Origin of the sequence: Stenotrophomonas maltophilia (assembly GCF_900186865.1) — a bacterium.
Lineage (GTDB): Bacteria > Pseudomonadota > Gammaproteobacteria > Xanthomonadales > Xanthomonadaceae > Stenotrophomonas > Stenotrophomonas maltophilia.
Genome location: NZ_LT906480.1, coordinates 601,583 through 627,732, shown reverse-complemented (window position 1 = coordinate 627,732; position 26,150 = coordinate 601,583). Strand labels below are relative to the sequence as shown.

22 protein-coding genes are annotated in these 26,150 nt (G+C 62.7%); 18 read left to right on the top strand and 4 right to left on the bottom strand.

The features are described 5' to 3' along the window. The first annotated feature begins 95 nt into the window (after positions 1 to 95). The 17 genes from CKW06_RS02980 (at position 96) to CKW06_RS02900 (ending at position 17,606) form a co-directional block, all read left to right on the top strand. Positions 96 to 1,874, top strand: a complete 1,779-nt coding sequence (locus CKW06_RS02980) for an LTA synthase family protein (RefSeq protein WP_231910881.1) — start codon at positions 96 to 98, stop codon at positions 1,872 to 1,874. 113 nt (positions 1,875 to 1,987) lie between these two features. Further along, complete coding sequence (locus CKW06_RS02975; protein WP_076738516.1) at positions 1,988 to 2,947, top strand: lysylphosphatidylglycerol synthase transmembrane domain-containing protein; 960 nt, start codon at positions 1,988 to 1,990, stop codon at positions 2,945 to 2,947. Positions 2,948 to 3,038: 91 nt separating this feature from the next. Then, complete coding sequence (locus tag CKW06_RS02970) at positions 3,039 to 4,049, top strand: glycosyltransferase (RefSeq protein ID WP_012479078.1); 1,011 nt, start codon at positions 3,039 to 3,041, stop codon at positions 4,047 to 4,049. Further along, positions 4,042 to 5,190 carry an FAD-dependent oxidoreductase gene (locus CKW06_RS02965; protein ID WP_012479077.1) on the top strand — a complete coding sequence of 383 codons (1,149 nt, stop codon included), beginning with the start codon at positions 4,042 to 4,044 and terminating at the stop codon, positions 5,188 to 5,190. Before CKW06_RS02970 ends, CKW06_RS02965 begins: the two co-directional genes overlap by 8 nt. A gap of 86 nt (positions 5,191 to 5,276) precedes the next feature. After that, the gene (locus CKW06_RS02960) at positions 5,277 to 6,059 is read left to right on the top strand and encodes an NAD-dependent epimerase/dehydratase family protein (RefSeq protein WP_012479076.1); all 783 of its coding nucleotides are present in this window, start codon (positions 5,277 to 5,279) and stop codon (positions 6,057 to 6,059) included. After that, the gene (locus tag CKW06_RS02955) at positions 6,056 to 6,886 is read left to right on the top strand and encodes a sugar phosphate isomerase/epimerase family protein (RefSeq protein ID WP_012479075.1); all 831 of its coding nucleotides are present in this window, start codon (positions 6,056 to 6,058) and stop codon (positions 6,884 to 6,886) included. Before CKW06_RS02960 ends, CKW06_RS02955 begins: the two co-directional genes overlap by 4 nt. Next, positions 6,883 to 7,242, top strand: coding sequence for a DMT family transporter (locus CKW06_RS02950; protein WP_012479074.1), 360 nt, complete (start codon positions 6,883 to 6,885; stop codon positions 7,240 to 7,242). The genes CKW06_RS02955 and CKW06_RS02950 overlap by 4 nt, the downstream gene beginning before the upstream one ends. A 22-nt stretch (positions 7,243 to 7,264) precedes the next feature. Beyond that, positions 7,265 to 8,101, top strand: coding sequence for a glycosyltransferase family 2 protein (locus CKW06_RS02945; RefSeq protein WP_024957346.1), 837 nt, complete (start codon positions 7,265 to 7,267; stop codon positions 8,099 to 8,101). Continuing rightward, positions 8,101 to 10,029, top strand: coding sequence for a hypothetical protein (locus tag CKW06_RS02940; RefSeq protein ID WP_143569532.1), 1,929 nt, complete (start codon positions 8,101 to 8,103; stop codon positions 10,027 to 10,029). The genes CKW06_RS02945 and CKW06_RS02940 overlap by 1 nt, the downstream gene beginning before the upstream one ends. 169 nt (positions 10,030 to 10,198) lie before the next feature. After that, positions 10,199 to 11,623: a UbiA family prenyltransferase gene (locus CKW06_RS02935; RefSeq protein ID WP_024957347.1), complete on the top strand. Its 1,425-nt coding sequence runs from the start codon at positions 10,199 to 10,201 to the stop codon at positions 11,621 to 11,623. A gap of 2 nt (positions 11,624 to 11,625) precedes the next feature. After that, positions 11,626 to 12,930: an FAD-binding oxidoreductase gene (locus tag CKW06_RS02930; protein ID WP_024957348.1), complete on the top strand. Its 1,305-nt coding sequence runs from the start codon at positions 11,626 to 11,628 to the stop codon at positions 12,928 to 12,930. 2 nt (positions 12,931 to 12,932) lie between these two features. Beyond that, positions 12,933 to 13,664, top strand: a complete 732-nt coding sequence (locus tag CKW06_RS02925) for an SDR family oxidoreductase (protein ID WP_012479069.1) — start codon at positions 12,933 to 12,935, stop codon at positions 13,662 to 13,664. 37 nt (positions 13,665 to 13,701) lie between these two features. Then, entirely contained in the window at positions 13,702 to 14,373 is a 672-nt protein-coding gene (locus CKW06_RS02920; protein ID WP_012479068.1) for a class I SAM-dependent methyltransferase, read from the top strand. 28 nt (positions 14,374 to 14,401) lie between these two features. Then, positions 14,402 to 15,346: an NAD-dependent epimerase/dehydratase family protein gene (locus tag CKW06_RS02915; protein WP_012479067.1), complete on the top strand. Its 945-nt coding sequence runs from the start codon at positions 14,402 to 14,404 to the stop codon at positions 15,344 to 15,346. A gap of 29 nt (positions 15,347 to 15,375) precedes the next feature. After that, positions 15,376 to 16,683, top strand: a complete 1,308-nt coding sequence (locus CKW06_RS02910) for an NAD(P)/FAD-dependent oxidoreductase (protein WP_024957349.1) — start codon at positions 15,376 to 15,378, stop codon at positions 16,681 to 16,683. 26 nt (positions 16,684 to 16,709) lie between these two features. Next, positions 16,710 to 17,087 (top strand): GtrA family protein, encoded by a 378-nt coding sequence (locus CKW06_RS02905; protein WP_231910876.1) that lies wholly within the window; start codon positions 16,710 to 16,712, stop codon positions 17,085 to 17,087. A gap of 114 nt (positions 17,088 to 17,201) precedes the next feature. Further along, a complete protein-coding gene (locus CKW06_RS02900; RefSeq protein WP_077684458.1) occupies positions 17,202 to 17,606 on the top strand; it encodes a GtrA family protein in 405 nt (134 codons plus the stop codon). A gap of 39 nt (positions 17,607 to 17,645) precedes the next feature. Here CKW06_RS02900 and CKW06_RS02895 read toward each other — a convergent pair whose 3' ends face one another. Then, positions 17,646 to 19,595 carry a hypothetical protein gene (locus CKW06_RS02895; RefSeq protein ID WP_024957351.1) on the bottom strand — a complete coding sequence of 650 codons (1,950 nt, stop codon included), beginning with the start codon at positions 19,593 to 19,595 and terminating at the stop codon, positions 17,646 to 17,648. Between the two features lie 408 nt (positions 19,596 to 20,003). On the opposite strand from CKW06_RS02895, the gene CKW06_RS02890 reads away from it, so the two are divergent. Further along, positions 20,004 to 20,576 (top strand): SGNH/GDSL hydrolase family protein, encoded by a 573-nt coding sequence (locus CKW06_RS02890; protein WP_157740188.1) that lies wholly within the window; start codon positions 20,004 to 20,006, stop codon positions 20,574 to 20,576. A 29-nt stretch (positions 20,577 to 20,605) separates the two neighbouring features. On the opposite strand, the gene CKW06_RS02885 is transcribed toward CKW06_RS02890, so the two are convergent. From CKW06_RS02885 to CKW06_RS02875, 3 genes are all read right to left on the bottom strand, one after another. Next, the gene (locus CKW06_RS02885; RefSeq protein ID WP_024957353.1) at positions 20,606 to 22,954 is read right to left on the bottom strand and encodes a hypothetical protein; all 2,349 of its coding nucleotides are present in this window, start codon (positions 22,952 to 22,954) and stop codon (positions 20,606 to 20,608) included. A gap of 163 nt (positions 22,955 to 23,117) precedes the next feature. Beyond that, positions 23,118 to 24,881 carry a rhamnan synthesis F family protein gene (locus tag CKW06_RS02880; protein WP_231910874.1) on the bottom strand — a complete coding sequence of 588 codons (1,764 nt, stop codon included), beginning with the start codon at positions 24,879 to 24,881 and terminating at the stop codon, positions 23,118 to 23,120. Further along, positions 24,815 to 26,125, bottom strand: a complete 1,311-nt coding sequence (locus CKW06_RS02875) for a glycosyltransferase WbsX family protein (RefSeq protein ID WP_012479059.1) — start codon at positions 26,123 to 26,125, stop codon at positions 24,815 to 24,817. Before CKW06_RS02875 ends, CKW06_RS02880 begins: the two co-directional genes overlap by 67 nt. Positions 26,126 to 26,150: the final 25 nt, after the last annotated feature.

Sequence of the window (26,150 nt, the reverse complement as noted above, 5' to 3'; positions counted from 1 at the left end):
ACTGAGGGCATCAGCGCTGAAGCGCATCCTGGCCTCCGTTTCCTTTCCAAGAGAGGCCCCGCGGAAGAATTCACGGAAATTCTTCCTTACAGCTGATGAGCGTTACCTTTCCTTCTTTCCAACCACGTTCACCCACATGGGGAACCTGCGTTGCAGCGGTGCTTTCCTGCGTCCTCCTGAATCGGATGCACCCCTTTCTCGGTCTGCCGGACCTGTTCTACGTCGCGGCCACGTTCGCAGTGGAACTGGCACTGATCGAGCTCATCACGCAGCTTGCACTGGATATTCGAAATCGTGTGGCGAAAGCCACTGCGCTGTTGATTCCGGCCGCGATGGGTTCGATCTACATCGCCCAGATGTATTCGATCTGGATTTCCGGCGGCCTGATTCCCCCCATCGCGCTTGCCAATCGAGAGGTTGCGGGCCTGATCGCGTTCAACGGCATCTACGTCTTGTTGGGCAGCTATCTTGCGGCATTCGCGGCGCATGCCTATCGATACCGCGGTGTAGCACCACGCTACTCCAGGCGCGGCATCTTCGCCTGCGTAGGCATCCTGGCCATCGCCTACGCCGGCATGATCCACAAGCAGCCGCTGGCTCGCGGCATTACCGTCGCACGCGGCGAATCACCCGTGTCCTCACTGGTTCACTCCATGATCATGTACGCGGGAATGAGCTCGCAGACACGACTCAGCAGCAGCGAGCTCACTGCCGTCCGGACGCAGTTTTCACGGCGCACCGTCTACGAGCAGGGCTTTCCCGAGGACATGATCGCCGGTCTGCCGCCGCGCCCCAACGTCATTGTCCTTTTTACCGAAGGCATGTCGGCACGCTGGATGGGCAGCTACGGCGGAGCCTATGCCGACCTGATGCCGAACCTGGATCGATTTGCCGGTGGATCGCTGATGGTGCGCAACTACTACAACCATACAGCAGCCACGTTCCGCGGCCTGCGCGGGCAGTTGACGTCTGGCCACCAGGAAATCGATGGATTCTACGAGGATGGCACCGGCATCGGCCAACGCGATGTTTCCCGCGAGATTACCGCGATATCGCGCGCCAGCCTTCCCGACGTGCTGCGCTCGCATCAGTACCACAGCCTGTTCTTCCTGTCGCAGCAGGCATTCCTCAACAACATGATCGAAACGTTGGGCTTCGACGCGACACTGGGCAGGGACTACCTGTTCGACAAACACCTGCGCACCACGCCGGACGAGGAACGGCCGAAGTATCTTTCCGATCCGCAATTGTTCAGCGCGATGCTCGATGATCTGGAGGCACAGCCCCGGGACAGGCCGTTCTTCGCCGCGGCCTACAACTTCCAGACGCATGCGTTCCTTGATGGCGAGCAGAAGTACGGTGACGGGGGGAATCAGGTACTGAACCGATTCCACCCCTACGACCACAACATCGGCGACTTCCTGCAGCGATTCATGGCCAGCCGCCTGCACGAGAACACGGTGCTGGTGATCACTGCCGACCACTCGACCTTCCCCGATCCGCCGGCACAGCAGGCCGACCCGGATGTCGGCGGCTACTTCATCGATCCGATTCCACTGGTGATCTACTGGAAGGGTGTCGAGCACCGCAAGATCAATGCCGACTACAAGAATTCACTGGATTTTGCCCCGACCTTGTTGAGCCTGCTTGGCATACGGAACGCCAACACCCTGTTCCTGGGCTGCACCTTCTTCGAAGAGTGCGCGCTGGATCGGATCTCCAGCATGGGCAAGGACGAGTATTACCTCACGCGCAATGGTCTGGTCTACGCCCGGCCCAATGTACCCGAGGCGGACGTTGCCGCCTTCGAAGCGGGTACCGAACTGATCGACCGCTACAAGGCCATGGATCTGGTAATCGGCGCCGCCGAATAGATGGGCGCAGCTACCGGCGTGCACGGCGCCGGTAGCTACGGTGATAGGATCGCGCCCCGTCCGGCCGTGACCTTCCCGCCGGTGCTGAAGAAGGTGCCGCTCCCGTGTCCGAAATGCTTTCCGCCACAACCAGGCCGATCCGCCGCGGACGGGCCCTGGCCTGGCTGACCTTGGTAGCCGGCATCTATCTGCTGGGGCTGTGGTATGTCGACCGGGACAAGCAGATCCTGACCCGCCTGCAGGCGCTGGCACTCCCCTTGTGTGGCTGCGTGGCCCTGGTGCTGGCCAGTTACGGGTTCCGCCACCTGCGGTGGCACATGCTGCTGCGGGCACAGGGCCAGCCCACGGGCTGGCGTGCCGGCCTGCTCGCCTATCTCGCCGGCTTTGCGTTCACCGCCTCCCCCGGCAAGGCCGGGGAGCTTCTGCGCATCCGCTATTTTTCCCGCTTGGGGGTTCCCGCGCAGGTCACGCTGACCACTTTCATCTACGAGCGAGCGCTGGATCTACTGGTGATCACTGCACTGAGCCTGGGCGCAGCGCATCTGATCCCCCTCTTTGGCCTGCTCGCTTCCGCCGTGCTGTGCCTGGTGCTGGCCCTGTGTCTGGTTGCCTGCCTTTCCCCGCTACAGCGCGCGGCCATCGCGGTGATCGACCGGCTCCCCGGCCAGCCGGTGCGCAGGCTGGCGCGCTTTCTGGTGGCGGGTACCACCTCACTGCGCCCGCTGTTGCGTCCCGGGCTGACCGCAGCCAGCACCGCCTGTGGCCTGGCGGCCTGGCTACTGACCTCGGCGGCTTTCGCCTGGCTGTGCTACGCGCTGGGGATCGTTCTGCCTTGGCAGTACGCGCTGGCCATCTACCCGCTGGCGATGCTGATCGGCGCGCTTTCCTTCGTTCCCGGCGGGGTGGGCACCACCGAGGCAGCGATCGTGCTCATGCTGGCCGCATCCGGTGCGGACCTGGATACGGCGCTGGCTGCGGCTATCGGTATACGCCTGGCCAGCCTGTGGTTGGCGGTGGCGGTCGGGATGGCCGCGACGGTTGCGCTGGAGGCGCGCACGCCTGCCACCGCTTGAAGGAAATCGGGCTCTGAGACCTGTGCTGATCGGGCTATAATCGTCAAACCACGACGCAATTGGCCACATTCTGCGCACCTAAGGAGATGGCGTGACTGCATCCGTTTCAGCCTTCATCTCCGTCGTGTACGTGATACGGAATCACGACGCGCACTTGGCGTCGCTGCTCTCGGAGACCGTGACCCGCCTCGGGGCACTGGCCACCGACTATGAACTCGTCGTGGTGGACAATGGATCCACCGATGGGAGCATCGCTCGCCTGCGGGAGCTCACCCGCGAAGGCGGCCTGCCCAACCTGCAGGTCTATGCACTGACCCAGAGCGTTGCCTGGGAAACAGCGGCCTGGGCAGGCATCGAAAGCGCGCTCGGCGATTTCATCGCCGTTCTTGACCCCCTGACCGATGATGTTTCGATCCTCCCACAGTTGCTGGAGGCTGCAGTCACGGGAACGGATGTGGTCTTTGCCAACAATCAGGCCCGCCCTCGTCTGGGCCTCGCATACCGGCTGGCCAATGCCGTATTCAATCAGGCCTTCCGCTGGCTCAACGGCGTTGACCCCGGAGCGGAGGCCCCGCAGTACAGAGTGATGAGCAAGAAGGTCGTCAACTACATCCTGCAACATCCTCGACCAGCCGCCATCTATCGCCTGTTGCCCGTCACTGCAGGCTTCACCCGGACCAACGTGACGTACCGGCACGAGCCCAGAACGGCCCCGGAAAAGAAGCTTGGGCAGAGCATCGATAGAGGCATGCGCCTGCTGGTGTCGAGCACCCGGCTCCCCATGCGACTGGTGACCATGCTGTCGACCTTCGGCGCACTGGCCAACCTGCTCTATTCCGTCTATGTCCTGGCCATCGCAATCTTCAAGGCCGACGTTGCACCGGGATGGGTCAGCCTTTCGTTGCAACAATCCGGGATGTTCCTGTTGATCTCTCTTGTACTGCTGGTGCTGGGCGAGTACATCCTGCACATGGCCGCACTCAGCAACGAGGGGCCGTCCTTCCATGTCGCCCAGGAATTCACCAGCGCACGCCTTGAACGCCTTGAGCGCGTCAACGTAGAGCGCGCTGCGGGCATGCCTGGACCGCCCGGGCGTGCCTGAGACCCTGCCACTGGACGCCGATGCGATCATCATCGGTGGAGGCTTCTATGGCGCCGTGGTTGCCAGCTATCTCGCCACCGAGAGGGGCGTGGGCCGGGTCATTCTGATAGAACGTGAACCCCGATTGATGCAACGCGCCTCGTTTTCCAACCAGGCACGCGTCCATAATGGCTACCACTATCCCCGCAGCTTCACCACGGCCTATCGCAGCAGGGTGAACCTGCCCCGATTCATGCGGGAATGGGAGTCAGCGGTGCATTCCGACTTCCTGAAGGTCTATGCCATCGCCCGCCGCAACTCGAAGGTCACGGCCTCCCAGTTCGTGCGCTTCTGCCGCACGATCGACGCCCCTCTGGAACCGGCACCGGCGTCACTGGCGACGTTGTTCAACCCGCACCTGATCGAACGGGCGTTCATCGCGCAGGAGTACAGCTTCGATTCCGAGCGCATCCGCCAGTTGCTTGAAGCCAAGCTGGCAGGCGCCGGCGTGCACCTGGGCATGGGATACGAAGCGACTGCCGTACAGAAGGAAAACGATGCGATACGCGTGTGCCTGCGTAGCACTGAAGGCAGCGTCACCACATCCATGGCGGCCAAGCAGGTCTTCAACTGCACCTACGCAGGGCTCAACCTGATCAGTGGCCCACAGGGTCACAGCCACGCCTCGCTCAAGCATGAAATCACCGAAATGGCGTTGATCCAGCTTCCTCCCGCGCTGGAGGGGCTGGGCATCACGGTCATGGACGGGCCCTTTTTCTCCATCATGCCCTTCCCCGCGCGCCAGTCCAGCACGCTGTCCCACGTGCGCTACACGCCCCATACGGCCTGGATCGACACGCCGGCGCGCAATCCCTACGTCGAACTTGAATCCCATGCCCGTTCAAGCCGGTTCGATTACATGCTCCGGGATGCCGCCCGCTATCTCCCGAGTGTTTCGAAGGCCGTGCATCAGCAATCGTTGTTCGAAATAAAAACGGTCTTGGTGAAGAACGAAGGCGACGATGGCCGCCCGATTCTGTTCGAGTCGTATCCCCAGCTGCCAGGGTACTCAACAATACTGGGTGGGAAGATCGACAATATCTACGACGTGATCGGCCATCTGGATACGATCTCCTTCCCCCCCCCTCCCCGGGGAGGATGAACACAACCGGCCCGCGCCGTTGCCGGCTCACCGCCCCACATCCGAACCGCACAGCCGCCCGGGCATCCGGGCACCAGGAGCACTCGATGTCTCACGCGCTCATCGGCCATACCGGCTTCGTGGGTTCCACCCTGAAGCGTCAGACACGGTTCGAGCATCTGTTCAATAGAAGCAATATCAAGGAGGTCGCGGCCCAGGCCTACCACACGGTGGTCTGCTCGGCCGCGCCCGCGCAGAAGTGGATCGCCAACCGCGAACCGGAAGCCGACTGGAGGAACATCCAGGCACTCATCAAGGCGCTGGATGCGATCACCTGCGACCATCTCACGTTGATCAGCACGGTTGACGTATTCGCCAACCCGATCGGCGTTGACGAATCGACGCAGGTCATGACGGCCGGGTTGCATCCCTATGGCCTGCATCGGCGCCGGCTGGAAGAGTTCGTGGAATCACGATTCAGGTCCAGGATGATCGTTCGCCTCCCAGGCCTGGTCGGCCCAGGCCTGCGCAAGAACATCATCTTCGACCTGCACAACGACAACAATGTGCACGCCATCGACAGCCGTGCCCAGTTCCAGTTCTATCCCATGGTGAATCTCAGCGCGGATCTTCTGGCTGCGCGACAGCAGGACCTTGAACTGATCCATCTGACCAGCGCCCCGATAAGCGTCGGCGAGATCGCCCGCGAGGTGTTCGGCCTGCAGTTCGATGGCACGTCCGACTGCCCGCCTGCCCGCTACGACATGCTCAGCCGACATGCCCGGGACGCGCAGGGAAACCCTGGCTACCACTATGATCGGAGCGCCACGCTCACGGCCATCCGCGCCTACCATCAGACCGAACCTGCGACTGCGGTGCTGGCACCATGAGCATCTCGATCTCCAACATCGCGTGGAATCCAGATGAGGATGACGCTGTCGGGCGGCTGCTTGCCGACCTTGGCGTTCGCCATATCGACGTTGCTCCCAGCAAGTACTTCCCGGTGTTTGCAGAAGCCAGCGACGCGGCTGTCGCCAAGGTCAGGCGCTTCTGGGAAGCGCTCGGCATCGACATCATCGGAATGCAATCGCTGCTGTTCGGCACAGAAGGCCTGAACGTTTTTGCTTCAGTCGATGTCCAGCTGCGCTTGCTTGAGCATCTTCGCCATGTGTTCCGGATCGGATCGGGCCTGGGTGCGACACGCGCGGTCTTTGGCTCGCCGCGCAATCGCGACCGCGGCTCCCTGCCACTGCAGCGGGCCAACGAAGCTGGCGCGGCTTTCTTCCATCGCGTGGGTGAAGCCGCCCGACTGGAGGGCATCACCCTGTGCCTTGAGCCCAATCCCGAATGCTATGGCGCGAACTTCATGACGCATACCGAAGCGACTGCCGAAGTCGTGCGCCTGACAGGGCACTCGCACGTCAGGATGCAGTTCGACACCGGTTCAATCTTCATCAACGGAGAAGAGCCGGCACAGCTGCTGCAGCGGCACGCCGACATAATCGGCCATGTCCATCTGAGCGAGCCAGGACTTGCACCTTTGGGTACGCGGGACACCAATCATGCAGAGATGGCAATTCTATTGCGCCGACACATGGGCGACATACCGCTGACGATCGAGATGCTGCGCCCAGCCGAGGGCGAGCATGCGATCAGGGCGTCCTTGCAATTCGTGCTCGATCACTATCGACCCCAGTCTATTGGAGCATCGCCATGAACAAGTGGCTGATCCTGGTCGTCGGCATCCTATGCAATGCGGGCGCAAGCGCCCTCATCAAGGTTGCGGTAAGCGCGCCGAGGCAGTTCCCCTCACTCACCGATCCGATGGGGGCCCTGCGCAATTGGCCCTTCTGGACGGGCCTGTCCCTGTACGGCGGCGCCTTCCTGCTCTACTCCATGTCACTGGCACGCCTTCCGCTCAATGTTGCCCACCCGATCTCAACGGCAGGTGCCATTGCCCTGGTGGCTTGCGTTTCAGTGATCGCGTTCCGGGAGCCGATGCCATGGACAACCGTGGCAGGCATTGCATTGATACTCTCCGGCGTTGTCCTGATTACCGTTCACGCCCCCTGATAGGCCGACAGTGACTTCTGCAATGACCACTCCCATCACGCCCCCAAGCCCGGCCGGACACAGCGCGGATTGGCAGGTACCTGCCTTCACAAAGACACTTCTGCAAAGCAAGTGCCACGATCATGCCGTTGTCATTCCCGTGATCAACGAGGGCGAGCGGATCCGCGCACTGCTGTCCCGGATGCATGAGATCGGCACTGCCTCCATCGCCGACATCATCATCGTTGACGGTGGAAGCAGCGACGGCTCCCTGGATGAGACCTTTCTGCGGAGCTGCGGTGTCACCGGACTGCTCGTGAAGACCGGCCCCGGTCGGCTCAGCGCGCAATTGCGCTGCGCCTATGCTTTCTGTCTCGCTGCGGGCTACCGCGGAGTGGTCACCATCGATGGCAACAACAAGGACGAGCCCTCCCCCATCCACCGCTTCATCGAAGCACTTGAACAGGGCGTGGACTTCGTGCAGGCCTCGCGCTTCATAGCGGGGGGTGTGGCCGAGAATACCCCCTTGTTGCGCCATGCCGCGATCCGGCTTGTCCATGCGCCGCTGCTGAGCCTGTTTTCCGGCTTCCACTGGACCGATACCACCCAGGGCTTCCGCGCCTACAGCCGGGCACTGCTGGAACACCCGGACGTGGGCACCTTCCGCGATGTATTCAACGGATACGAACTGTTGGCCTACCTTTCCTATCGCGCGCCCCGCCTTGGCTTCCGTTGCCAGGAACTACCCACGGCACGCCGCTATCCGGAGGGAGAGGTCCCGACCAAGATCAGCAGCGTAAGGGGCAACCTGCAGATTCTGCGTGTATTGCTTGCGGCGATCTCCGGCCGCTACAACCCGCCGATCGGGCACAAACCATGATGATTCGTGCAATCCGGAACCATTTCACCGACCCCGCGGCCACTGCGGCATGGGTTGTCTTTACCATATCGATGGCAGCGCTGGTGGCCTACCAGCTCAGGCTGCTCAACTTCAGCGAATTTGCCGATGAGACCGAAACCATCGTTGCCGCAAAGATGATGGTTGCAGGCAGCAGTCTCTATCGGGAAATTTTCAACCATCATGGCCCGCTTACGTTCCTGCCGGGCATGTTGGTCGAGTTGGCGGGCGGCCACTCCATAGCCGCACATCGCGCGCTGATTGCCATATTGCAGCTGGTCTCCCTTGCCGCATTGCTGTTTTCTCCACTGATCCGGAACCAGCATGCAATCGTGCGTGTGACCTACACGCTGCTTATTGCCACCATCTATGCGGGGATATTGCCGGCTGGGCTCGGGCACACTTATTCCTACCAGGTGCTCTGTGGAATCATGCTCAGCGTAGCGTTCTCGACCTGGTTGCTCCCTCAGATAGCAGGAGAGCTTCGCGTCGGGACGGCCAGGACCATTGTCGGAGGTGCGCTGGTCGCTTCGATCCCGTTTCTTGCGATCACATACATTCCGGCAGCGATGGCGTTTCTTGTCGCATCCGTGCACAAGGACAACTGGCGCAAGGTGCTCTGCGGGTCCGTTGCAGCCATCGCGTTCAACCTCGTGTTCCTCGTGTGGACTGGTTCCGTCAGGGGATACCTCGCCTTCCATGTCTACCTGAATGCCGTACTCCTTCCACAGTACAACCAGGGGCATGGCCTGCTGATGCTGATTGGAAACGCCTTCCACGCAGCAACATCGGACCTGGGAGGATTGCTTCTGCTGGGCGTCATCGTGACCGCCCTTGCGGCTGTCGCGTGCAAACGTCCAGCGCTTCCCTGGCGTGAGATCCTGGTCGCACTGGGGCTGGGGTCGATGCTCATTCGTGGCCTTGATATTCATGGCCTCAGTTATATCTACGTCGCGCTCACCATGCCTCTGCTGCTCCTGCATCTGATCCCAGCGGGGTTCCCCCGTCAGCACAGTCTGCTGCTGGTGTTGTGCTGCATCCTGACGGCTCGACTGATTGTTGGCGGCGCCAAGGAAGACCAGTTGCTGGTCGATCGCAGAATTCCGGAAACAACCGAGTTTGCGCAGCTCGCGCAGAAACTCACCGACCCGGGCGACAGAATCCTGGCCTATTCCTTCCAGAACTACCAGTACCTGGCCGCAGGACGGCTCCCTGCCTCCGGCTACTATTTCTATCTTCCGTGGCAGCGGCAGTACCTGGACCATCCGGTGCTCGGGGTACGCATTGATCCGTGCATGGACATCGAAAAGACCCGGCCCAAGCTTGTCATGCTGGATGAGTGGAAGGTGTGGGAAAAGTACGACTGGGCAAGCTACGGCGGGTGCGTCATAGACGCGATGGCACGCGACTACATCCGCCTGCCCCACACGCAGTACTACGTCCGCAAGGACGTAGCGGCAGGCATCGGAGTTCTTGCTCAGGCGGACGACAACCTCTCTGTGAGCCCTCCCGTTTCCAAGGGGGATCGCTTTGCCATCGCCCATACCCCGGACAACACCCACGAGACGCCCCGACGGATTGGCCTGCGACTGGCAACCTACGCGCGCAGCAACCCGGGCGTGGCCGTACTGACAACCCCGCTGGCGGACGGGACCCCATCGGTCCTGGCTACGCTGGACCTGCCGGGCATCGAGGACAACGCCTATGCCTACATGGAGGTGCCCCCGGGTACAACGGGGCCCCTGTCCTTCGAGATAAGGGAGGGTGGGGGTATCAGCTTCTGGGAATCGCGAAAGCCGGATGGGACGACCCAACCCTGCATTATCATCGAGTACCCATCGACGCCCCCCGGGCGAACCCCGGGCTGCCCCCTTGATCTCAAGCGTCTTCTGACGGATGTGACTCCATAAGCGACAAGCGGGGCCAGGGGAAACGGCTACTCCACGTCCGAGGGGCGCCCCTCGGACGGAGCTGCGGTCGGACCCAGCAGGACTGCTGGGACTACCCGCTATAATCGCCGATCTGACGAGAACTGAAGCTTGCCGCCATGCATACCCCTGGATTCGCTGAAGCGGAAACATGCAGAACGTGACCACATCCCGCGCCCTCTGCGTCGACCTCGACGGCACCCTGCTCCGCTCGGACATCCTGTACGAATCGTTGTTGGCGCTGCTCGCCGACAACCCGCTTTACCTGTTTCTGATCCCGTTCTGGCTGCTGCGCGGCAAGGCCTACGTGAAGCGCCAGCTGGCCTCGCGGGTGCAGCTGCCGGCGGAGACGCTGCCCTACGACGAGCGCGTGCTGGAGATCCTGCGCACCACCACGCAGCGTCCCCGCGTGCTGTGCACCGCCTCGGACCGGCTGCTGGTGCAACCCATCGCCGATCACCTGGGGCTGTTCGAGGAGGTCATGGCCAGTGACGGCCATACCAACCTGTCCGGCAGCAACAAGGGCCACGCGCTGGCCGAACGCTTCGGCGAGCGCGGCTTCGACTACATGGGCAACGGCCAGGTCGACCTGAAGGTGTGGGCGCATGCCAGTGGCGCGATCGTGGTCAACAACGGTGCGGGGCTCGTCCGCGCGGCGTCCAGGCAGAGCGAGGTGCTGGCCCATCTGCCCGCGCAGAATGGCAACCTGCTGACCTGGATCAAGGCCCTGCGTGTCTACCAGTGGCTGAAGAACCTGCTGGTGCTGGTGCCGCTGCTGACCGCACACCGCTTCCTGGATCCGGCCGCCATCGCCGATGCCGGCGTTGCCTTCCTGGCCTTTGGTCTGTGCGCATCCGGCGTCTACCTGCTCAACGACCTGCTGGACCTCACCCCGGATCGCATGCATCCGCGCAAGCGCAGGCGTCCGTTCGCGGCAGGCACGCTGCCGTTGCTGCATGGCCTGCTGGTCGCGCCGTTGATCACCCTGGCCGGCTTTGCGCTGGCCTTCGTGTGCAGTGCCGAGTTCGCGCTGGTACTGCTCTGCTACTACGTGATGACCCTGAGCTATTCACTGAAGCTCAAGCGCATCGTGATGATTGACGTGGTGATGCTGGCCGCGCTGTACACCGTGCGCATCATCGGTGGCGCAGTTGCGATCGGCTCGGAGCTCTCGTTCTGGCTGCTGGCCTTCTCGATGTTCGTGTTCCTCAGCCTGGCCATGCTCAAGCGCTACACGGAACTGGCATCGGCCCTGGCCAATGGCAAGGAGATGGCCATCGGCCGTGGCTACTCGGTGGCCGACCTGCCGCTGGTGCAGTCGCTCGGCGCGGCTGCGGGTTACATCGGCGTTCTGGTGTTCGCGCTTTACATCAACAGCCCGGAGAGCCTGGAGCTGTACAGCAATCCCAAGCTGCTGTGGCTGCTGTGCCCGATCCTGCTGTACTGGATCAGCCGCATGTGGATCGTCTCCCACCGCGGCGACATGCATGACGACCCGATCGTGTTCGCTGCCCTGGACCGCGGCAGCCAGATCGTCATCGCGCTGTGCGTACTGATCGTCCTGATCGCGATATGACCCTGGTCAGCGGCTCATCCTGGGGGCGTTACCCGCGCGTACAACAACGCGTCGTCCCTGTGCTCGATCGTGAGGATGGCCTGCCGCTGCCCGACCATGGCAGCGTGCTGCCGCACGGCAATGGCCGCAGCTACGGCGACAGTTGCCTGAACCCGGATGGGACCCTGCTGGCCAGCCGGGCGCTGGACCGCTTCATCGCCTTCGACCCGGCAACCGGCATCGTCCGCTGCGAAGCCGGGGCAACCTTGGCCAACATCATCGACATCGCCCTGCCCAGCGGCTGGTTCCTGCCGGTTACCCCCGGCACGCGCTATGCCACAGTGGGCGGGGCCATTGGCAACGATGTGCATGGCAAGAACCATCATCGTGCGGGCACGTTCGGCCATCATATCCGTCGGCTGCAGCTACTGCGCAGTGACGGCACGCGACTGGAACTGGCACCTGGCGATGCCAGCGGACTGTTCGAAGCGACCGTAGGCGGTCTCGGTCTGACAGGCTTCATCACCTGGGCCGAACTGCAGCTGCGACGCGTCCCCGGCCCCTGGATCGAGACCGAATCGATCCGCTTCGACAACCTCGATGAGTTCTTCAGCCTGTCGCGGGAGTCCGCCAGCGGCTTCGAGTACACCGTGGCCTGGATCGACTGCCTTGCCAGTGGCAAGCATCTGGGCCGCGGGCATTTCCTGCGCGGCGACCATGCGCCGGGCAATGCACAGGCCGCTGCCCCCAGCTCGGCGCCACGCCGCAGCATGCCGGTGGTACCGCCCGTATCACTGGTCAACCGCCTGACTCTGCGCCCGTTCAATACGCTGTATTACTGGCGCCAGCCGGCACGCCGCGCGCGCCACGTCTCGCACTACCAGAGCTATTTCTATCCGCTGGACGGCATCAACCACTGGAACCGCATGTACGGCCCGCGCGGCTTCCTGCAGCACCAGTGCGTGCTGCCGCCGGCCATCGCGCACGATGCCACCGCGGCGCTGCTGGGCGAAATCGCCCGCAGCGGTCGCGGCTCGTTCCTGGCGGTGCTGAAGGAGTTCGGCGACCGGCCCTCACCGGGCATGCTCTCCTTCCCGCGCCCGGGTACCACCCTGGCGCTGGATTTCCCCAACGACGGCGCCGACCTGTTGAAGATGCTCGACCGCCTGGACCGCATCGTCAGCGAGGCCGGCGGCGCTGTCTATCCGGCCAAGGATGCGCGCATGTCCGGCGCGCTGTTCCGGCAGGCCTACCCGGCCTGGGAGGCCTTCTCCCGCCACATCGACCCCCGATTCTCGTCCGGCTTCTGGCGCCGGGTGATGGAGTAAGCATGCAGAAGATCCTGATCATCGGCGCCACCTCGGCGATTGCAGAAGCCGTCGCCCGCCTGTATGCCGCCCGCGCGGCTGCAATCTATCTGGTCGGTCGCAATGCCGGTCGATTGGACACCATTGCCGCAGACCTGCAGGTGCGCGGTGCGCAGCGCGCTGAGTACGGCGTGCTCGACATCAACGATGTAGGCGCGCACAGTGCGCTGCTCGATGCGGCCTGGAACGCGCTGGGCGGTGTCGACACCGTGCTCATCGCGCATGGCACCCTGCCCGACCAGTCTGCCTGCGATGCCTCGGTGAACCTGTCGCTGCGCGAGTTCGCCACCAACGGCACCTCCACCATCGCCCTGTCCGCTGCACTGGCGCAGCGCCTTCAGCCGAGTGCCACCCTGGCGGTCATTTCCTCGGTGGCCGGCGATCGTGGACGCGCCAGCAACTACCTGTACGGTAGTGCCAAGGCAGCGGTGACCGCCTACCTCAGCGGCCTTGGCCAGCGCCTGCGCCCTGCCGGCGTCAACGTGCTGGTGATCAAGCCGGGCTTCGTCGATACACCGATGACCGCAGCCTTCAAGAAGGGCGCCCTGTGGGCGACCCCGGAGAAGGTCGCTGTGGGCATTATGAAGGCCATCGGCAAGCGCAAGGCCGTGGCCTACCTGCCGGGGTTCTGGTGGGCGATCATGATGATCATCAAGAACATTCCTGAATTCGTTTTCCGCAGAATCAAGCTCTGACTCAAACGTCGACCCAGCAAGAGAGAGGATCTCACGCATGCCCGATATCGATCGCGACCTAGACGTTCTCTATCAGCACCGCTTCCCAAAGGAAGAGCTCGCCAACAAGAATCGGATCTGGCAGGTACTGTGTGGCCAGTACTTCAGTCGTTTCGTGGATCCATCCGATACAGTGGTCGACATCGGCGCAGGCTACTGCGAATTCATCAACAACATTCCGGCGGCGGGCAAGATCGCGGTCGACCTCAATCCCGATGTCCGCCAGTTCGCCGCTGATGGCGTGCGCATCATCAACGAGAGCTGCACGGCGGTGGCTTCGATACCCGATGCCAGCGTCGATGCCGTGTTCATGAGCAACTTCCTGGAACACCTTCCGACCAAGGATCTCGTCCTGCAGACCTTGCGCGAGAGCGCGCGCATGCTCAAACCCGGTGGCCGTGCGATCATTCTGCAGCCGAACATCCGCTTCCTGTACGACGAATACTGGGACTATTTCGATCATCACACCGCGCTGAGCGACCGGAGCCTGGTCGAGGGTGTGCTGATGGCCGGTCTCGAGCCCCGGGTTGTGATCCCGAAGTTCCTGCCCTACACCACCAAAAGCCGCCTGCCACAGGCGCCCTGGCTGGTCTCGCTGTACCTGAAGATTCCGCTCGCCTGGCACATCCTGGGCAAGCAAGCTCTGGTCGTGGCCTACAAGCCACGCTGAATCCCTTTCCAAACATTCGAATTCGTCCATGGTAGACAAGAACGACAAGATCGTCCTGACCGGCGCCGCGGGCCTGGTGGGGCAGAACCTCATCGTCGAGATGAAGCAGCAGGGCTATACCCGTTTGGTGGCGATCGACAAGCACGCCCATAACCTGGAGATCCTGCGCAGCCTGCATCCCGACGTAGAGACGATCCTGGCCGACCTTGCGGAGCCCGGCGACTGGGCGCGCGCCTTCGAAGGCGCGCGACTTGTGGTGCAGCTGCATGCACAGATCACCGGCAAGACCACCGAACTGTTCGTACGCAACAACCTGACAGCAACCGGGCACGTATTGGCCGCCTGCAAGGCTGCCGGCGTGCCCTACATGGTGCACATCAGCTCTTCGGTGGTGAATTCCGTCGCCAAGGACGACTACACCAATACCAAGCGTGAGCAGGAAGAGATGGTAGTGGCCAGCGGCCAGCGCCACTGCGTGCTTCGCCCCACCCTGATGTTCGGCTGGTTCGACCCCAAGCACCTGGGCTGGCTGTCGCGCTTCATGGCGCGTACGCCGGTCTTCCCGATTCCCGGCGACGGCAGGTTCATGCGCCAGCCACTGTACGAACGCGATTTCTGCCGCTGCATCGCCAAGTGCATCGAGACCGAACCGGACGGCCAAGTATTCGATATTGTCGGAGATACCCGCGTGGACTACGTGGACATCATCCGCACCATCAAGCGGGTCAAGAAGCTGCACACGGTGATCGTGCACATCCCGATCGGATTCTTCGGTTTCCTGCTGAAGGTATACAGCCTGTTCAGCAGCAAGCCGCCCTTTACCGCCGATCAGCTCAAGGCGCTCAGTGCCGGTGACGACTTCAAGGGTGTCGATACCGAGGCGGTGTTCGGGGTGAAGCAGACCCCGTTCGAAGCCGCCATCCGCGAAAGCTACACCGACCCGCGCTACAGCCATATCGTGCTGCAGCGCTGATCCGACAGAACAGACGAAGAGTTCCTCACATGCCCAATTTCGCCATCATCGGTAGCGGCCCCATGGGTCTCATGGCAGCACTGGAGCTGCTCAAGCAGGGCCACCAGGTCGACATCTACGAACGCGACGACCGCATCGGCGGCATGTCCGCGGATTTCGACTTCGACGGCTTGCGCATCGAGCGCTACTACCACTTCATCTGCAAGACCGACTACCCGCTGTTCAAGCTGCTCGACGAGATGCAGCTGTCCGACCGCCTGCACTGGACGGACACGAAGATGGGCTACTACTACCAGGGCAAGCTGCACAAGTGGGGCACTCCGTTCGCGCTGCTCGGCTTCCCGCATCTGGGCCTGGTTGACAAGGTCCGCTACGCCCTGCATGTGATGCACACCAAGGGAATCCAGGACTGGACCGCGCTGGACAAGGAAAACGCCCGCGACTGGATCACCCGCTGGATCGGCCCCAAGGCCTACAAGGTGATGTGGGAGAAGGCGTTCGCCCTGAAGTTCTTCGAATACCAGAACGACCTGTCGGCATCGTGGATCGGCACCCGCATCAAGCGCGTGGCGCTGTCGCGCCGCAACCTGTTCAATGAAAGCATGGGCTACCTGGAGGGTGGCTCGGCGGTACTGCTGGAAAAGATGGCCGTAGAGGTACAGCGCCGGGGAGGCCGCATCCTGCTGTCGCAGCCAATCGAGGAAGTGACGGCGGTCGATGGCAAGGTCACCGGCATCCGCACCGCCAGCGCGCAACAAGCGTACGACGCGGTTGTCTCGACCGCCCCCATCCAGTACGTGCCGAAGATGGTGCCGGCACTGCCGAAGGTCTTCGCCGAGCAGGTCGATGCCATCGAGAACATCCCGGTGGCCTGCGTGATCCTGAAGCTGTCGCAGCCGGTCAGCGAGAACTTCTGGATGAACATCAGTGATGACCGCATCACCATCCCGGGCCTGATCGAGTACAGCAACCTCAATCCGGGCAAGGGTCCGGGCGAGCACATCGTGTACGCGCCGTACTACATGCCCAAGACCCAGCCGAAGTGGCAGTGGAGCAACCAGCAGCTGATCGACGAGGTGATCAGCTACCTGCCGATGATCAATCCGGCGTTCAAGCCAGAATGGATCAAGGCGACGCACTGCCACCGCTACGAGTACGCGCAGACGATCTGCCCGCCGGGCTTCCAGGACATGCTGCCGCCGATGAAGACGCCGCTGCAGGGCTTCTTCATGGCGGACACCGCCTACTACTACCCGGAAGATCGCTCGATCAACGAGAGCATTGCGGTGGGGCAGACGCTGGCGGCACTGGCCTTGCAGGGGACAGTCGCAACGTGAGCACAGTTCCCGTAGCACGGCAGTTCGTGCTGTTCCTCATTGCCGGTGGCCTCGCGGCGGGGGTGAACATCGGTTCACGCCTGCTGCTGGGTCACTGGCTCGCGTACATACCTTCCATCCTGGTTGCCTATTGCCTCGGCATGGCAACCGCATTCGTACTGGGCAAGCAGTTCGTGTTTGAAAAGGCGCAGAACCCATTGCACCAGCAGGCCCTGTGGTTCATGGCCGTCAACGCCGCCGCTGTTGTCCAGACGCTCCTCATCAGCGTGTCACTGTCCCACTGGCTGCTGCCCGCCATGGGCATGCACTTCCACAACGACACACTGGCACACGTAGTCGGCGTACTGGCCCCCGTCGTGACCAGCTACTTCGGCCACAAGCACCTATCCTTCCGGGCCGCGTGAAGCGTGCATCCTGTCACCGGACGCCGTTCGTGACGAACGCTCACCTGCGCGGTCCTCAAGAACTCGTGCGCATCAAGGATAAAGGTACATGATGGGCAACAATGAAGTGACCCAATGAACGTACCACTGCCCTCAAGCCAGTTCATCAGGTTCCTGCTGGTAGGCGGGCTGGCAGCCGCCGTCAACGTCGGCTCCCGGATCCTGCTCAGCCACTGGCTGCCGTATGTAACCGCCATCCTGCTCGCTTTCTGCTTGGGCCTGGTCACCGCCTTCGCGCTGAACAAGGTGTTCGTGTTCAACCAGGCCAGCAACCGCCTGCACCATCAGGTGCTCTGGTTCATTGCCGTCAACATCGCTGCTGTCGGGCAGACCCTCCTCATCAGCCTGCTGGTGGCACGCTGGCTGCTGCCGTTTCTGAACGTGGATTTTCATAACGAAACCATCGCCCACGCATTGGGCGTCGTCGTACCGGTGATCACCAGCTACATCGGCCACAAGCGACTATCGTTCCGAGCCTGAGTGATTCCGACCATCACGGCAACGGAAGGCCCGCCCAGATCAGTGGGCGGGCTCCTGCGCAGCAGCCAGTACACGGTCTGTCCCGGCGGCCTCAGGAATAGGCAAACGTGCAAAGGTCACCGGGAAGCTTGAATTCCAGAACCGCCGGGTACCGCTGTCGCCATAGACGGTAAAGGCAACAACCCGATGCCCACGCAGCAGTTCCTCGCGGCTACCGGAAGAGAGCGCAACGAAATCCCTGGCGTCGGCCACCGTGGGTGACAGAAGGAAGCCCGTCCGGGTCGACCCAGCGATCAGCCGATAGTCGGCGGTGAGGCCATTCTCGAAGCGGACCTTGATCGACAACTTGGGGAGCTTGTAGAGCGTCGATGCGATGCGACCAGCCGGGGTCGGTCGAATATCCATCGAGACCCAGACCGGCTCACTCCAGTCCGGTACGGCGACTTCCTGGTCCACCCGCGCAACGGTGAGCTGAGCGTCCTGAGGCTGCAACGCCATCGGCGGCCAACCGGACCGCTGAAGCACCGCATATCCCCCTTCCAGAGCCACCGGGGTATAGCTGCCCAGCAACGGGAGCCAGCTCGCGCCGTCGTCCATGGCTGGATAGCGATGATCGATTGGATCCACCTTGAAGTAGATGCGCGAAGGCGGATCCTTGAGCAGATGATCGGCATTGGCCGTCGCAAGGGCCGGCGTGTAAACGGAGTAGCTCTGCAGGATCGGACGTGGCACCCAGGTCGATCCAGCCGCGATCAGCGGAGCGAGTTCGGTGGGATAGACATCGGCCGTCCCCGTGTACCCTGCGAACGGGGCGCGCGAGCCGATCGCCGCGGAAATCGCCTTGAACTGGTTGCCGAGTGCCTCCGGCTCGATCATCCGCGTCACCAGTCCGGCTGCGGGCCGCTGGATTGACTGGGCGAACTGCGCTGACAGTGACTTCGGCGTTACGGGAGCATAGGGATCGGTAATCGCCCACCACCCGGCCAGGCCAATGACCAGGGCCAGCATGCCGGCGCGGCCGGCATTGTGGATGCACAGGAATGCGCCAACCATCGTCAGCGCCACCGCCGCGGTGAGCGCATGCAGGTCATGCCGTACGAAGCCGGATTTGAAGGTAACGAACAGATAGGCCGCAACCAGCAACGTTACATGCCAATAGCGACGCCCGCCGCTGCACAGTGACAGGCCAACGAGCACAACGGCCGCCAACAGGAAGTAAAGGATGTCCTTGCCCCTGCCAACCACCGACATACCATCGGTGTAGCCGGAAATGATCGGGGCCTGAGCGATGAAGTAGCGCGGGAGATCCGGCAGCGCCTGGCCAGAGGCCGTCCATGCCATCGGCATCACGATCAGTTGGACGGCGAGGGCCAGCATTACCGTCCGGCGATCCAATCGCCAGCCCAGCAGGATCGTCGCCGCGCTCGCCAGCGCGACCATCACGCCGAAGTTGCCTTTCACCAGCGGCAATATTGCCATCGCCGCCGCAATCAGGCAGACGACAGCGGAATACGCACGCCCGCGCTCGATACCGCGCATGACAACGCATGGAAGCAGAACAGGAAGGAACAGGAAGGCAACGTCGCGGCTTACGCCCAGCCCGAGTACCAGCGGCAACAGCAGCAACCATGCGCGCCAGCGAGGGGGCGCAACGGCGAACATGCCTGCAAACAGGGCTGCCGCGATGAGTAGGGAGCCGCCCAGCATCAGCAGGTCCGTGGCCGGGTGATAGAGCGTGGTATAGACAGATGCCAACGGTCCAAAGGTGAAGACGATCTGCGTGCCAAAACGCAGTTGCTCGGCAACGGCGTGGTTCATCGCATACATCCACGATCCATCGAGACTCTCGAATGGCATCGCCGGTGCGAACGGCGTAACCATCAGGATCACCAGAAAGGAGCTCAACAAAGCGACGCAGGCCGCCCACACAGGCGTCATGGCCGCCCCCGCACCGTCCGCACCGTTGACTGATCTGATCGCCTGTTTCATCGCTTGCCTTGAGATTCTTGCGCTGAAAGGCCGTGCCGCTATCTCGCTGGTGCGACAAGCCGCAGCGGCCCCATTTATCCCTACAGATTGTATCCGCAAACCCCTCGCGTCCCGTCGCCTTCGGGTCGCGGACGGATTCCGCGCTGGGCCATCGGCGAGCGCTGGCTACCTTTCGTCCGCGGCGCGCTATATTGGGCGAAAACGACCCCCACTGCGCGCATGAAACAACATACCGCCCTACTTCTCCTGGCCCTGGCGGCCCCCGGCTGCCAACCCACGCCAGTCCCTTCGGAGCCCTCGCCGCAGACCGTGGCAAACGCACCTGCACCTGCACCTGCCCCCACTGGGCAAGCCTGCCTGGCTGCAGTGGTACGGGATCTGCAGGTCGCATGGCCCAATAACCATACTGTGGACATCGTTGCCTTTGGCCACAGCGTTCCTGCCGGATTCGGCGTGACGCCCGCCGTGCACAAACGCGATGCCTACCCGCGGCAACTGGAAGATGCACTCGCTGATGCCTATCCGCATGCGGTATTGAATGTGATCACTTCCGCTGTCGGAGGCGAGAACTCCCAGCAGGGCCGCGACCGTTTCCAGCGCGGGGTGCTGGACCTGCACCCCCGCGTCGTTTTGATTGACTATGGCCTGAATGACCGTGCTCTTCCCTTGCAGCAGTCGGCACGCAATCTCGCCTGGTTTGTTATGTCATCGCGCGCGGCGGGAGCGTGTCCGGTCCTGCTGACGCCAACCTGGGACCAACAGGCCGAGAACGGCCCGGCTCGTGCCGCTCTCCGGGCCCAGGCCAGCATGATCCGGAAGCTGGGAGAGTTGACCGACACCCCTGTCGCCGACAGCCTTGCCGCGTTCGAAGCCTATCCTGGTGACCGCAAACGGCTGATGGCGCAGTTCAATCACCCCAACCGCGAAGGCCACGCGGTCGTTCTCACGCAACTGCTGCCGCTGTTCCAAACCGCACAGTAAGCGCTGTCAGCTGCGATGGAACTGCCCGCTCAGGGCAGTTCCGCAACCCTCGCCCGGCGGATGGCCAGCACTGCGGCGCAGACCTTCAGTTGCTCACCATCCTTCTGCAGCACGCGGATCTGCACGTCCTCAGGCAGCTGGCGGGTGTCCACGAACGCTTCAAAACCGGTGTAATGGAGTGCCGGTTGCTTGAAGTAGGCAGCCACATCGGGGCGGGGCACCCGGTTCGCCGGCAACATCCAGGTGCGGCCATCGGTGGCCGACGCGAGCAGGAAAGCGCCGTCGTTGGGCCTTCCCCGCGCGCCATCGAGCGCCGACCAACCGCGCACTTTCACCAGGCCTGCCGGCAGATCCAGCGTGTCGCCCTCCGCCTGCAGCTGGTTCACGGTATCGATGTGGCAATCACCAGCAGCCACGTAGGACTCCACCGCATCGCCGTGCTTCCAGGTACCCGCCAAGGCCGCGTCGGCCTCCGGGGCGGTGGGAACATCCAGACGGGCAAAGCTCACCCTGACCGCCGACTTCCACATCAGGCGTGTGCCGCTGGCCCCGCGAATGCCCATGGCGACGACCTTGCGGTTGCCGAGCAGGTCATCGCGGTGGCTGGACGTCAGCGCGACAAAATCATTCACATCCGTGATCGTAGGCGAAAGCAGGAAGCCGCTCTTGGCCAGACCGGCAATGAAACGATATGACGCGGTTTCGCCGTTGTCGTAGCGCACCTGCAGCGTCAACTCCGGAGCCTTGTAGAGAATCGAGAACAGCCTGCCCAGGAGCGTCGGCTGGACGTCGATCGATGCCCACACCGGCCCCTGGTTCTCAGGCACCGCAACGTCCTCGCCCATGCGGACCTCGGTCGAGGTCACCGGCCGTGGTTGCAGGGTTTCCGCCACGGCATCGCGGCGCGAGAGCAACGCGTAGCCCGCATCGATGCGCTGCGCCCGGAACCCTCCAAGCAGGGTGAGCCAACTGGCGCCATCCTCCATGCTGGGGTAGCGCTGATCGATGGGATTGATGTTGAAGAAGATCCTGGTCGGCGGGCTGCTGCGCAGATGCTCAGCATTGGCATCGAGTAGCGGGGGCGAGAATGCCGCATAGCTCTGCGGAACCGGGCGTGGCTTCCAGCTTGCGCCAGAAGCGAGCAGCGGTGACAGGTCCCATGGATAGAGATCAGCATCGCCCGACAGGCCCTTGAATGGCGGCCTGTCCCCGAGGAGCACCAAGCGACGCGGATACTCCTTCGCCAGTGCTGCCGGCTCTGTAGCGCGCCTCCATGCGGCTTCGACCGAAAGCTCGAACTTCGAACCAACCCGTGCCAGTGACGCCACAGGATCCAACGGAAGGAAGGCGAAGGCGAGGAGCCCATAGCCCAGCGCGCCCACTGCCATGGCGGCGATGCCCGGCCACCTGCCAGAGCCCGGCACCAGATACAGCAGTGCGCCCATCAGGAGCAGCGCCGACGAAGCAATCAGGGCGTGTGGCGGGTCATGTCTGACGAAGCTGGCCTTGAAGATCACAAAGAGATACAGCGCGACCAGGACCGGCAGATACCAACGACGACGGACGCCTCCGAACGTCGAAAGGGCAACCAGCATCACACTGGCTAACAGGTAGATCACGATGTTCAGGGGGCGCCCATCTACCGACACCGACATGCCATCGGTATAACCCGAGATGAGCGGCATCTGCGCCAGGAAGTAGACCGGCAGGTCGAGCAATGACTGACCTGCGGTGAGCCAGGCTGCAATCAGCACGCCAACTTCGACGACAAACAGTGTGATCGCCAGCCTCGGCGACTCCCGCCAGCACAACAGCACCGCCACCAGACTGGCCAGCGCCGCCGGAACGCTCAGGCTGCCCTTGATCAACGGCAGAATCGCAATCGCGATGGCCAGTAGAATGATTGCAGCCCAGTTGGGCTTGCCGGTCTCCTGCCCGCGCGCCACCGTGATCGGAAGCAGTAGCGGCAGCAGCATGAACACGGCGTCGCGCCAACCATCCCAATCAGGCAGCCAGGTCAATGCCACCAGGAATGGAAACAATGGGAGCAGCACGCGCCTGTGCGGCGACGTGACCGCAAACAGCCCTGCGAACACGGCAACAGACAGCAACATCGCGCCACCGATCATCAAGTGATCGGTCGCCGGGTGGTACACCTCGGTGTAGATCGAAGCCAATGGACCAAAGGTAAAGATGATGTCCTTGCCGAAGCGCAGGTGCTCGGCTGTGGCGACGTTCATCGCGTAGGCCCAGGAACCGTCGACACCGGCGATGGGCATCTCCACTGCGAAGGGCGTCAGCACCAGGATCGTCAGGATGCACGCCAGACCTGACGCCAGCCAGCCCAGCCGGGTCATCGCTACTTCACCGTTGTTCATGAGTCACATCTGGGAGCCATCAGTCTGGACGCTGCATAGTACAGGCACGATGGTTCGGAGTGATGATCAGAGCCGGGGCCGCACGTGCAGCCCGTGCACAGCACGCCGGGACCGATGCGCTCAAGCCGCCGCAGGCCGTCCATCTCCCAGACCGGAAGCAAGCTCAGGCCGGAAGGACAGAAATGCCCTGATTGGCGTAGTTCTCATGGCGCAACGCAGCGTCTGGAGTCCGCGTGGTCGCCGCGAAGTAGCCCGCCTGCTCCACCCACAGTACGAAAAGCCGCTCGATCACGTGGGCCAGGGTGGCATCGAGCTGCCCTGCTTCCGGGTCGAACTCACTCAAGGCCAGCGCCCGCTCCCGCAGCGCATACAGCGCCGCCGGGCGGAACCAGAACATCGTTCCGGCAAAGAACCCCAGCCGGATGCGGGCATCGTCGATCCCGGTTTCCGCAGCAAGGCGGCGCAGCCGTTCCTCATTGCCTCCCCAGAAACGGGCATTGCTGACATAGGCATGCTCCGGCCCCACGATGCCGCAGCTGGAATCGTGCCTGAAGGCGCGCAGGATCTTCAGCACGGTGTGTGAAGAGCCCAGCAGGGACTTCATCAGCTCGTCCCTCCACTGGCCACCGCCATCGTGGTACACGCTCTTCTTGGAGTGGATCTTGCAGACCGCGTCGTAGCGGTCGAGCAGGCCGGTATTGAGCAGGCTGACGAAGGGACCGACGTCGCGCCCGATGTTCGGATGCACGAAGACGAAGGCACGCACCTTCCGCTCTTCGAAAAAGCGCACAGCCACCCGACGATCAGCAACCGATTTCACCGACACGAACAGATCATGATCAACGATCATGTTCTTCATGTAGCCTTGGATCGATTCGATCAGGTCCAGATGATAGAGATGAAGCACGATGGCGAACCGCGACTTCAGCTTGTCAGCAGGAATGGCGCCGACACCATAGCGCTGCAGTTCTTCCTGTGAAATTCCGTCACTGGACTGGGCGAGCAGCGGCATCGCGTTGACACGCGTGGCCCGCATCCTGGCGACTTCCTCCTCGACCTGGCCCAGGCGCACCGGGTCGGCGATCAGGCTGGACAGGCCAACGTCCTGTACGCCATTGGGATCATCGCGCAGCACTTCGGTCTTGATGAAACCAAACTGGCGGTAGATGTCATCCCACAGGTAGTGGACCAGATTGGCCTGCTGGATCTCGAATGCCCCCGGTGCAGCAATGCTGTCCGGAGCCGCATCGCGCTCGCGCTTGCGCTTCAGGCGCGCAGCCAGCTTCTGCATCCCATCCGCGCCAGGCTGGAACGCCGACGCAATGCGTACCCCGTGATGCAACAGCCACTGCGTCAAGCCGATCTCATAGGAAAGAATGATTTCCCACTTGTCATCCAGCACCCGCACATCGCGCCAGAACTGGTGGAAGTACTGGCTGAAGAAAACGTCCTTGCGGAACACCATGAAATACGACTGCAGGTGGCGGCTGACCTGCTGCGACTCGGTCATCGACCAGGCACCGCATTCCACACCCTGCATCTTCGTGAAGGCACGGTCCAGGCCCTCCGGATCAATCACCAGCACGCTGTCATTGGCGATGATCAGCTCGTCGTAGGCATACAACGCCTCCACGGCCAGCACACCGGTCCGGAACGAGTAGAAGTCGTATCCAACGTTCTCTCGGACGATGACCGTGATGCGCTCATCCAGGCCCACCGCCTGGTCAGACGCCAGGCGGGTGGACACCAGCACGATGCGCTCTGCGTGCCGCAACAGGCCTTCGAGCAGCCGACGCGTGAAGTCAGTCAACCGGCCTTCGGCGTCGAAGTGGGCAACAACCGCAACGCGACGGACGGAACTCATGCGTGCCACGCGTGATAGACGCGCACCGCAAAGGAACGCAGGCGGGGGAAGGGCCTCAGGCAACGGCCAATGAACGCACGCAGGCCCGGCCTGGGCACCGAAGAGATTCCCTGGGGATTGGTCCTGCGTACTTCGGCGGACAGCAGGACCACATCGTTGACCAGACGCTCGCGATCATCCAGGAGCGCTTTCATGCGCTCGCCGCCGAGTGCGCGCAGCAACGCCTCATCCTTCATCAGCATCTCATCACTGCCAGCACCGTTCAGCGCGGCATGGGTCGCTTCCAAGTAAGCCAGGCCGTGCTTCAGGTCCGGCTCCAGGTGGCAGCCCTCGCCCCATTCATTCCAGGCGTTGATGAACAGGATCTGGTCTTCCGGTGCATTGTTGACCCGGGTGTACTCGACCAGGCGGCGCAGCCAGTACTGGTAGATCGACGGCGAGGCGTCAACCAGCGTGTGCGAGGTGTGCTGGCGCCGCGCGGTGTTGTCCCAGGACGGCACGATGCCGCGGTACCAGCGGAAGTCGGGCTTGGGCCGGCTGATGGACTGGGCGACCACCTTGCGATAATCGACGAGGCCACCACGGAACTCGGGATTGGTGATGTCGATCGGTCGCGTCAGACGATTCTCCGCGCCGATGAAGGTATGCGGCGGGAACTCTGCGGCAGCGTCATAACCCCAATCGCGCGGATCCACAATGCCGTAGAACTGCACCGCCACGAGATGGATCTCGCCCACACCATTCTCGCGGGCCACCTGGCGCCAGCGCGCGACGGTTTCCTTCGCGTCCGGGAACAGGTCGGCACGGTAGACCAGCAGCATGGGCTTGCCATCGACCTTGATCGCACGGCGATCCTTCAACAGCGGCAGGATGTCCTCAAGGAACCGGCGATCCTCATCGGCGCCGTGCTTCTGCTCGAGCAGCACATCCTTCTCGAGCCCGTCCCAGGTGCGGGTCCAGTTTTCATTGGCCCAGCACACGCAGAACGGGAACTCGATGTCGCTCTTCAGGTAGTTGTCCAGCGGCAACTCGAGGATGCGACGTCCATCGAACCAATAGTAGTAGAAGCAGAACCCGTGAATTCCATAGAGCGAGGCCAGCTCGGCCTGCGCCCGCATGTTGTCGATCAGGCGCAGGTCATAGAAACCGAGCTCGCGCGGGATGTGGGGCTGGTAGTGGCCGGCGAAGTTCGGCTTTCCCTTGGCAACGTTGGTCCACTCGGTGAAGCCAGGCCCCCACCACTCCGAATTCTCCGCGACGGGGTGGTATTGCGGCAGATAGAAGCAGATTGGCTTGACGGTAGACATGTTCATCCCTAGGAGGTGGTTCAAC

Excerpts from the sequence above, each read along its gene's own strand:
- CKW06_RS02980 (WP_231910881.1), top strand. The coding sequence starts at position 96 with ATGAGCGTTACCTTTCCTTCTTTCCAACCACGTTCACCCACATGGGGA.
- CKW06_RS02885 (WP_024957353.1), bottom strand. The coding sequence starts at position 22,954 with ATGAACAACGGTGAAGTAGCGATGACCCGGCTGGGCTGGCTGGCGTCA.
- CKW06_RS02920 (WP_012479068.1), top strand. The coding sequence starts at position 13,702 with ATGCCCGATATCGATCGCGACCTAGACGTTCTCTATCAGCACCGCTTC.
- CKW06_RS02960 (WP_012479076.1), top strand. The coding sequence starts at position 5,277 with ATGTCTCACGCGCTCATCGGCCATACCGGCTTCGTGGGTTCCACCCTG.
- CKW06_RS02910 (WP_024957349.1), top strand. The coding sequence starts at position 15,376 with ATGCCCAATTTCGCCATCATCGGTAGCGGCCCCATGGGTCTCATGGCA.
- CKW06_RS02875 (WP_012479059.1), bottom strand. The coding sequence starts at position 26,125 with ATGTCTACCGTCAAGCCAATCTGCTTCTATCTGCCGCAATACCACCCC.
- CKW06_RS02950 (WP_012479074.1), top strand. The coding sequence starts at position 6,883 with ATGAACAAGTGGCTGATCCTGGTCGTCGGCATCCTATGCAATGCGGGC.
- CKW06_RS02935 (WP_024957347.1), top strand. The coding sequence starts at position 10,199 with ATGCAGAACGTGACCACATCCCGCGCCCTCTGCGTCGACCTCGACGGC.
- CKW06_RS02915 (WP_012479067.1), top strand. The coding sequence starts at position 14,402 with ATGGTAGACAAGAACGACAAGATCGTCCTGACCGGCGCCGCGGGCCTG.
- CKW06_RS02975 (WP_076738516.1), top strand. The coding sequence starts at position 1,988 with ATGCTTTCCGCCACAACCAGGCCGATCCGCCGCGGACGGGCCCTGGCC.
- CKW06_RS02955 (WP_012479075.1), top strand. The coding sequence starts at position 6,056 with ATGAGCATCTCGATCTCCAACATCGCGTGGAATCCAGATGAGGATGAC.
- CKW06_RS02900 (WP_077684458.1), top strand. The coding sequence starts at position 17,202 with ATGAACGTACCACTGCCCTCAAGCCAGTTCATCAGGTTCCTGCTGGTA.
- CKW06_RS02945 (WP_024957346.1), top strand. The coding sequence starts at position 7,265 with ATGACCACTCCCATCACGCCCCCAAGCCCGGCCGGACACAGCGCGGAT.
- CKW06_RS02925 (WP_012479069.1), top strand. The coding sequence starts at position 12,933 with ATGCAGAAGATCCTGATCATCGGCGCCACCTCGGCGATTGCAGAAGCC.
- CKW06_RS02940 (WP_143569532.1), top strand. The coding sequence starts at position 8,101 with ATGATTCGTGCAATCCGGAACCATTTCACCGACCCCGCGGCCACTGCG.
- CKW06_RS02895 (WP_024957351.1), bottom strand. The coding sequence starts at position 19,595 with ATGAAACAGGCGATCAGATCAGTCAACGGTGCGGACGGTGCGGGGGCG.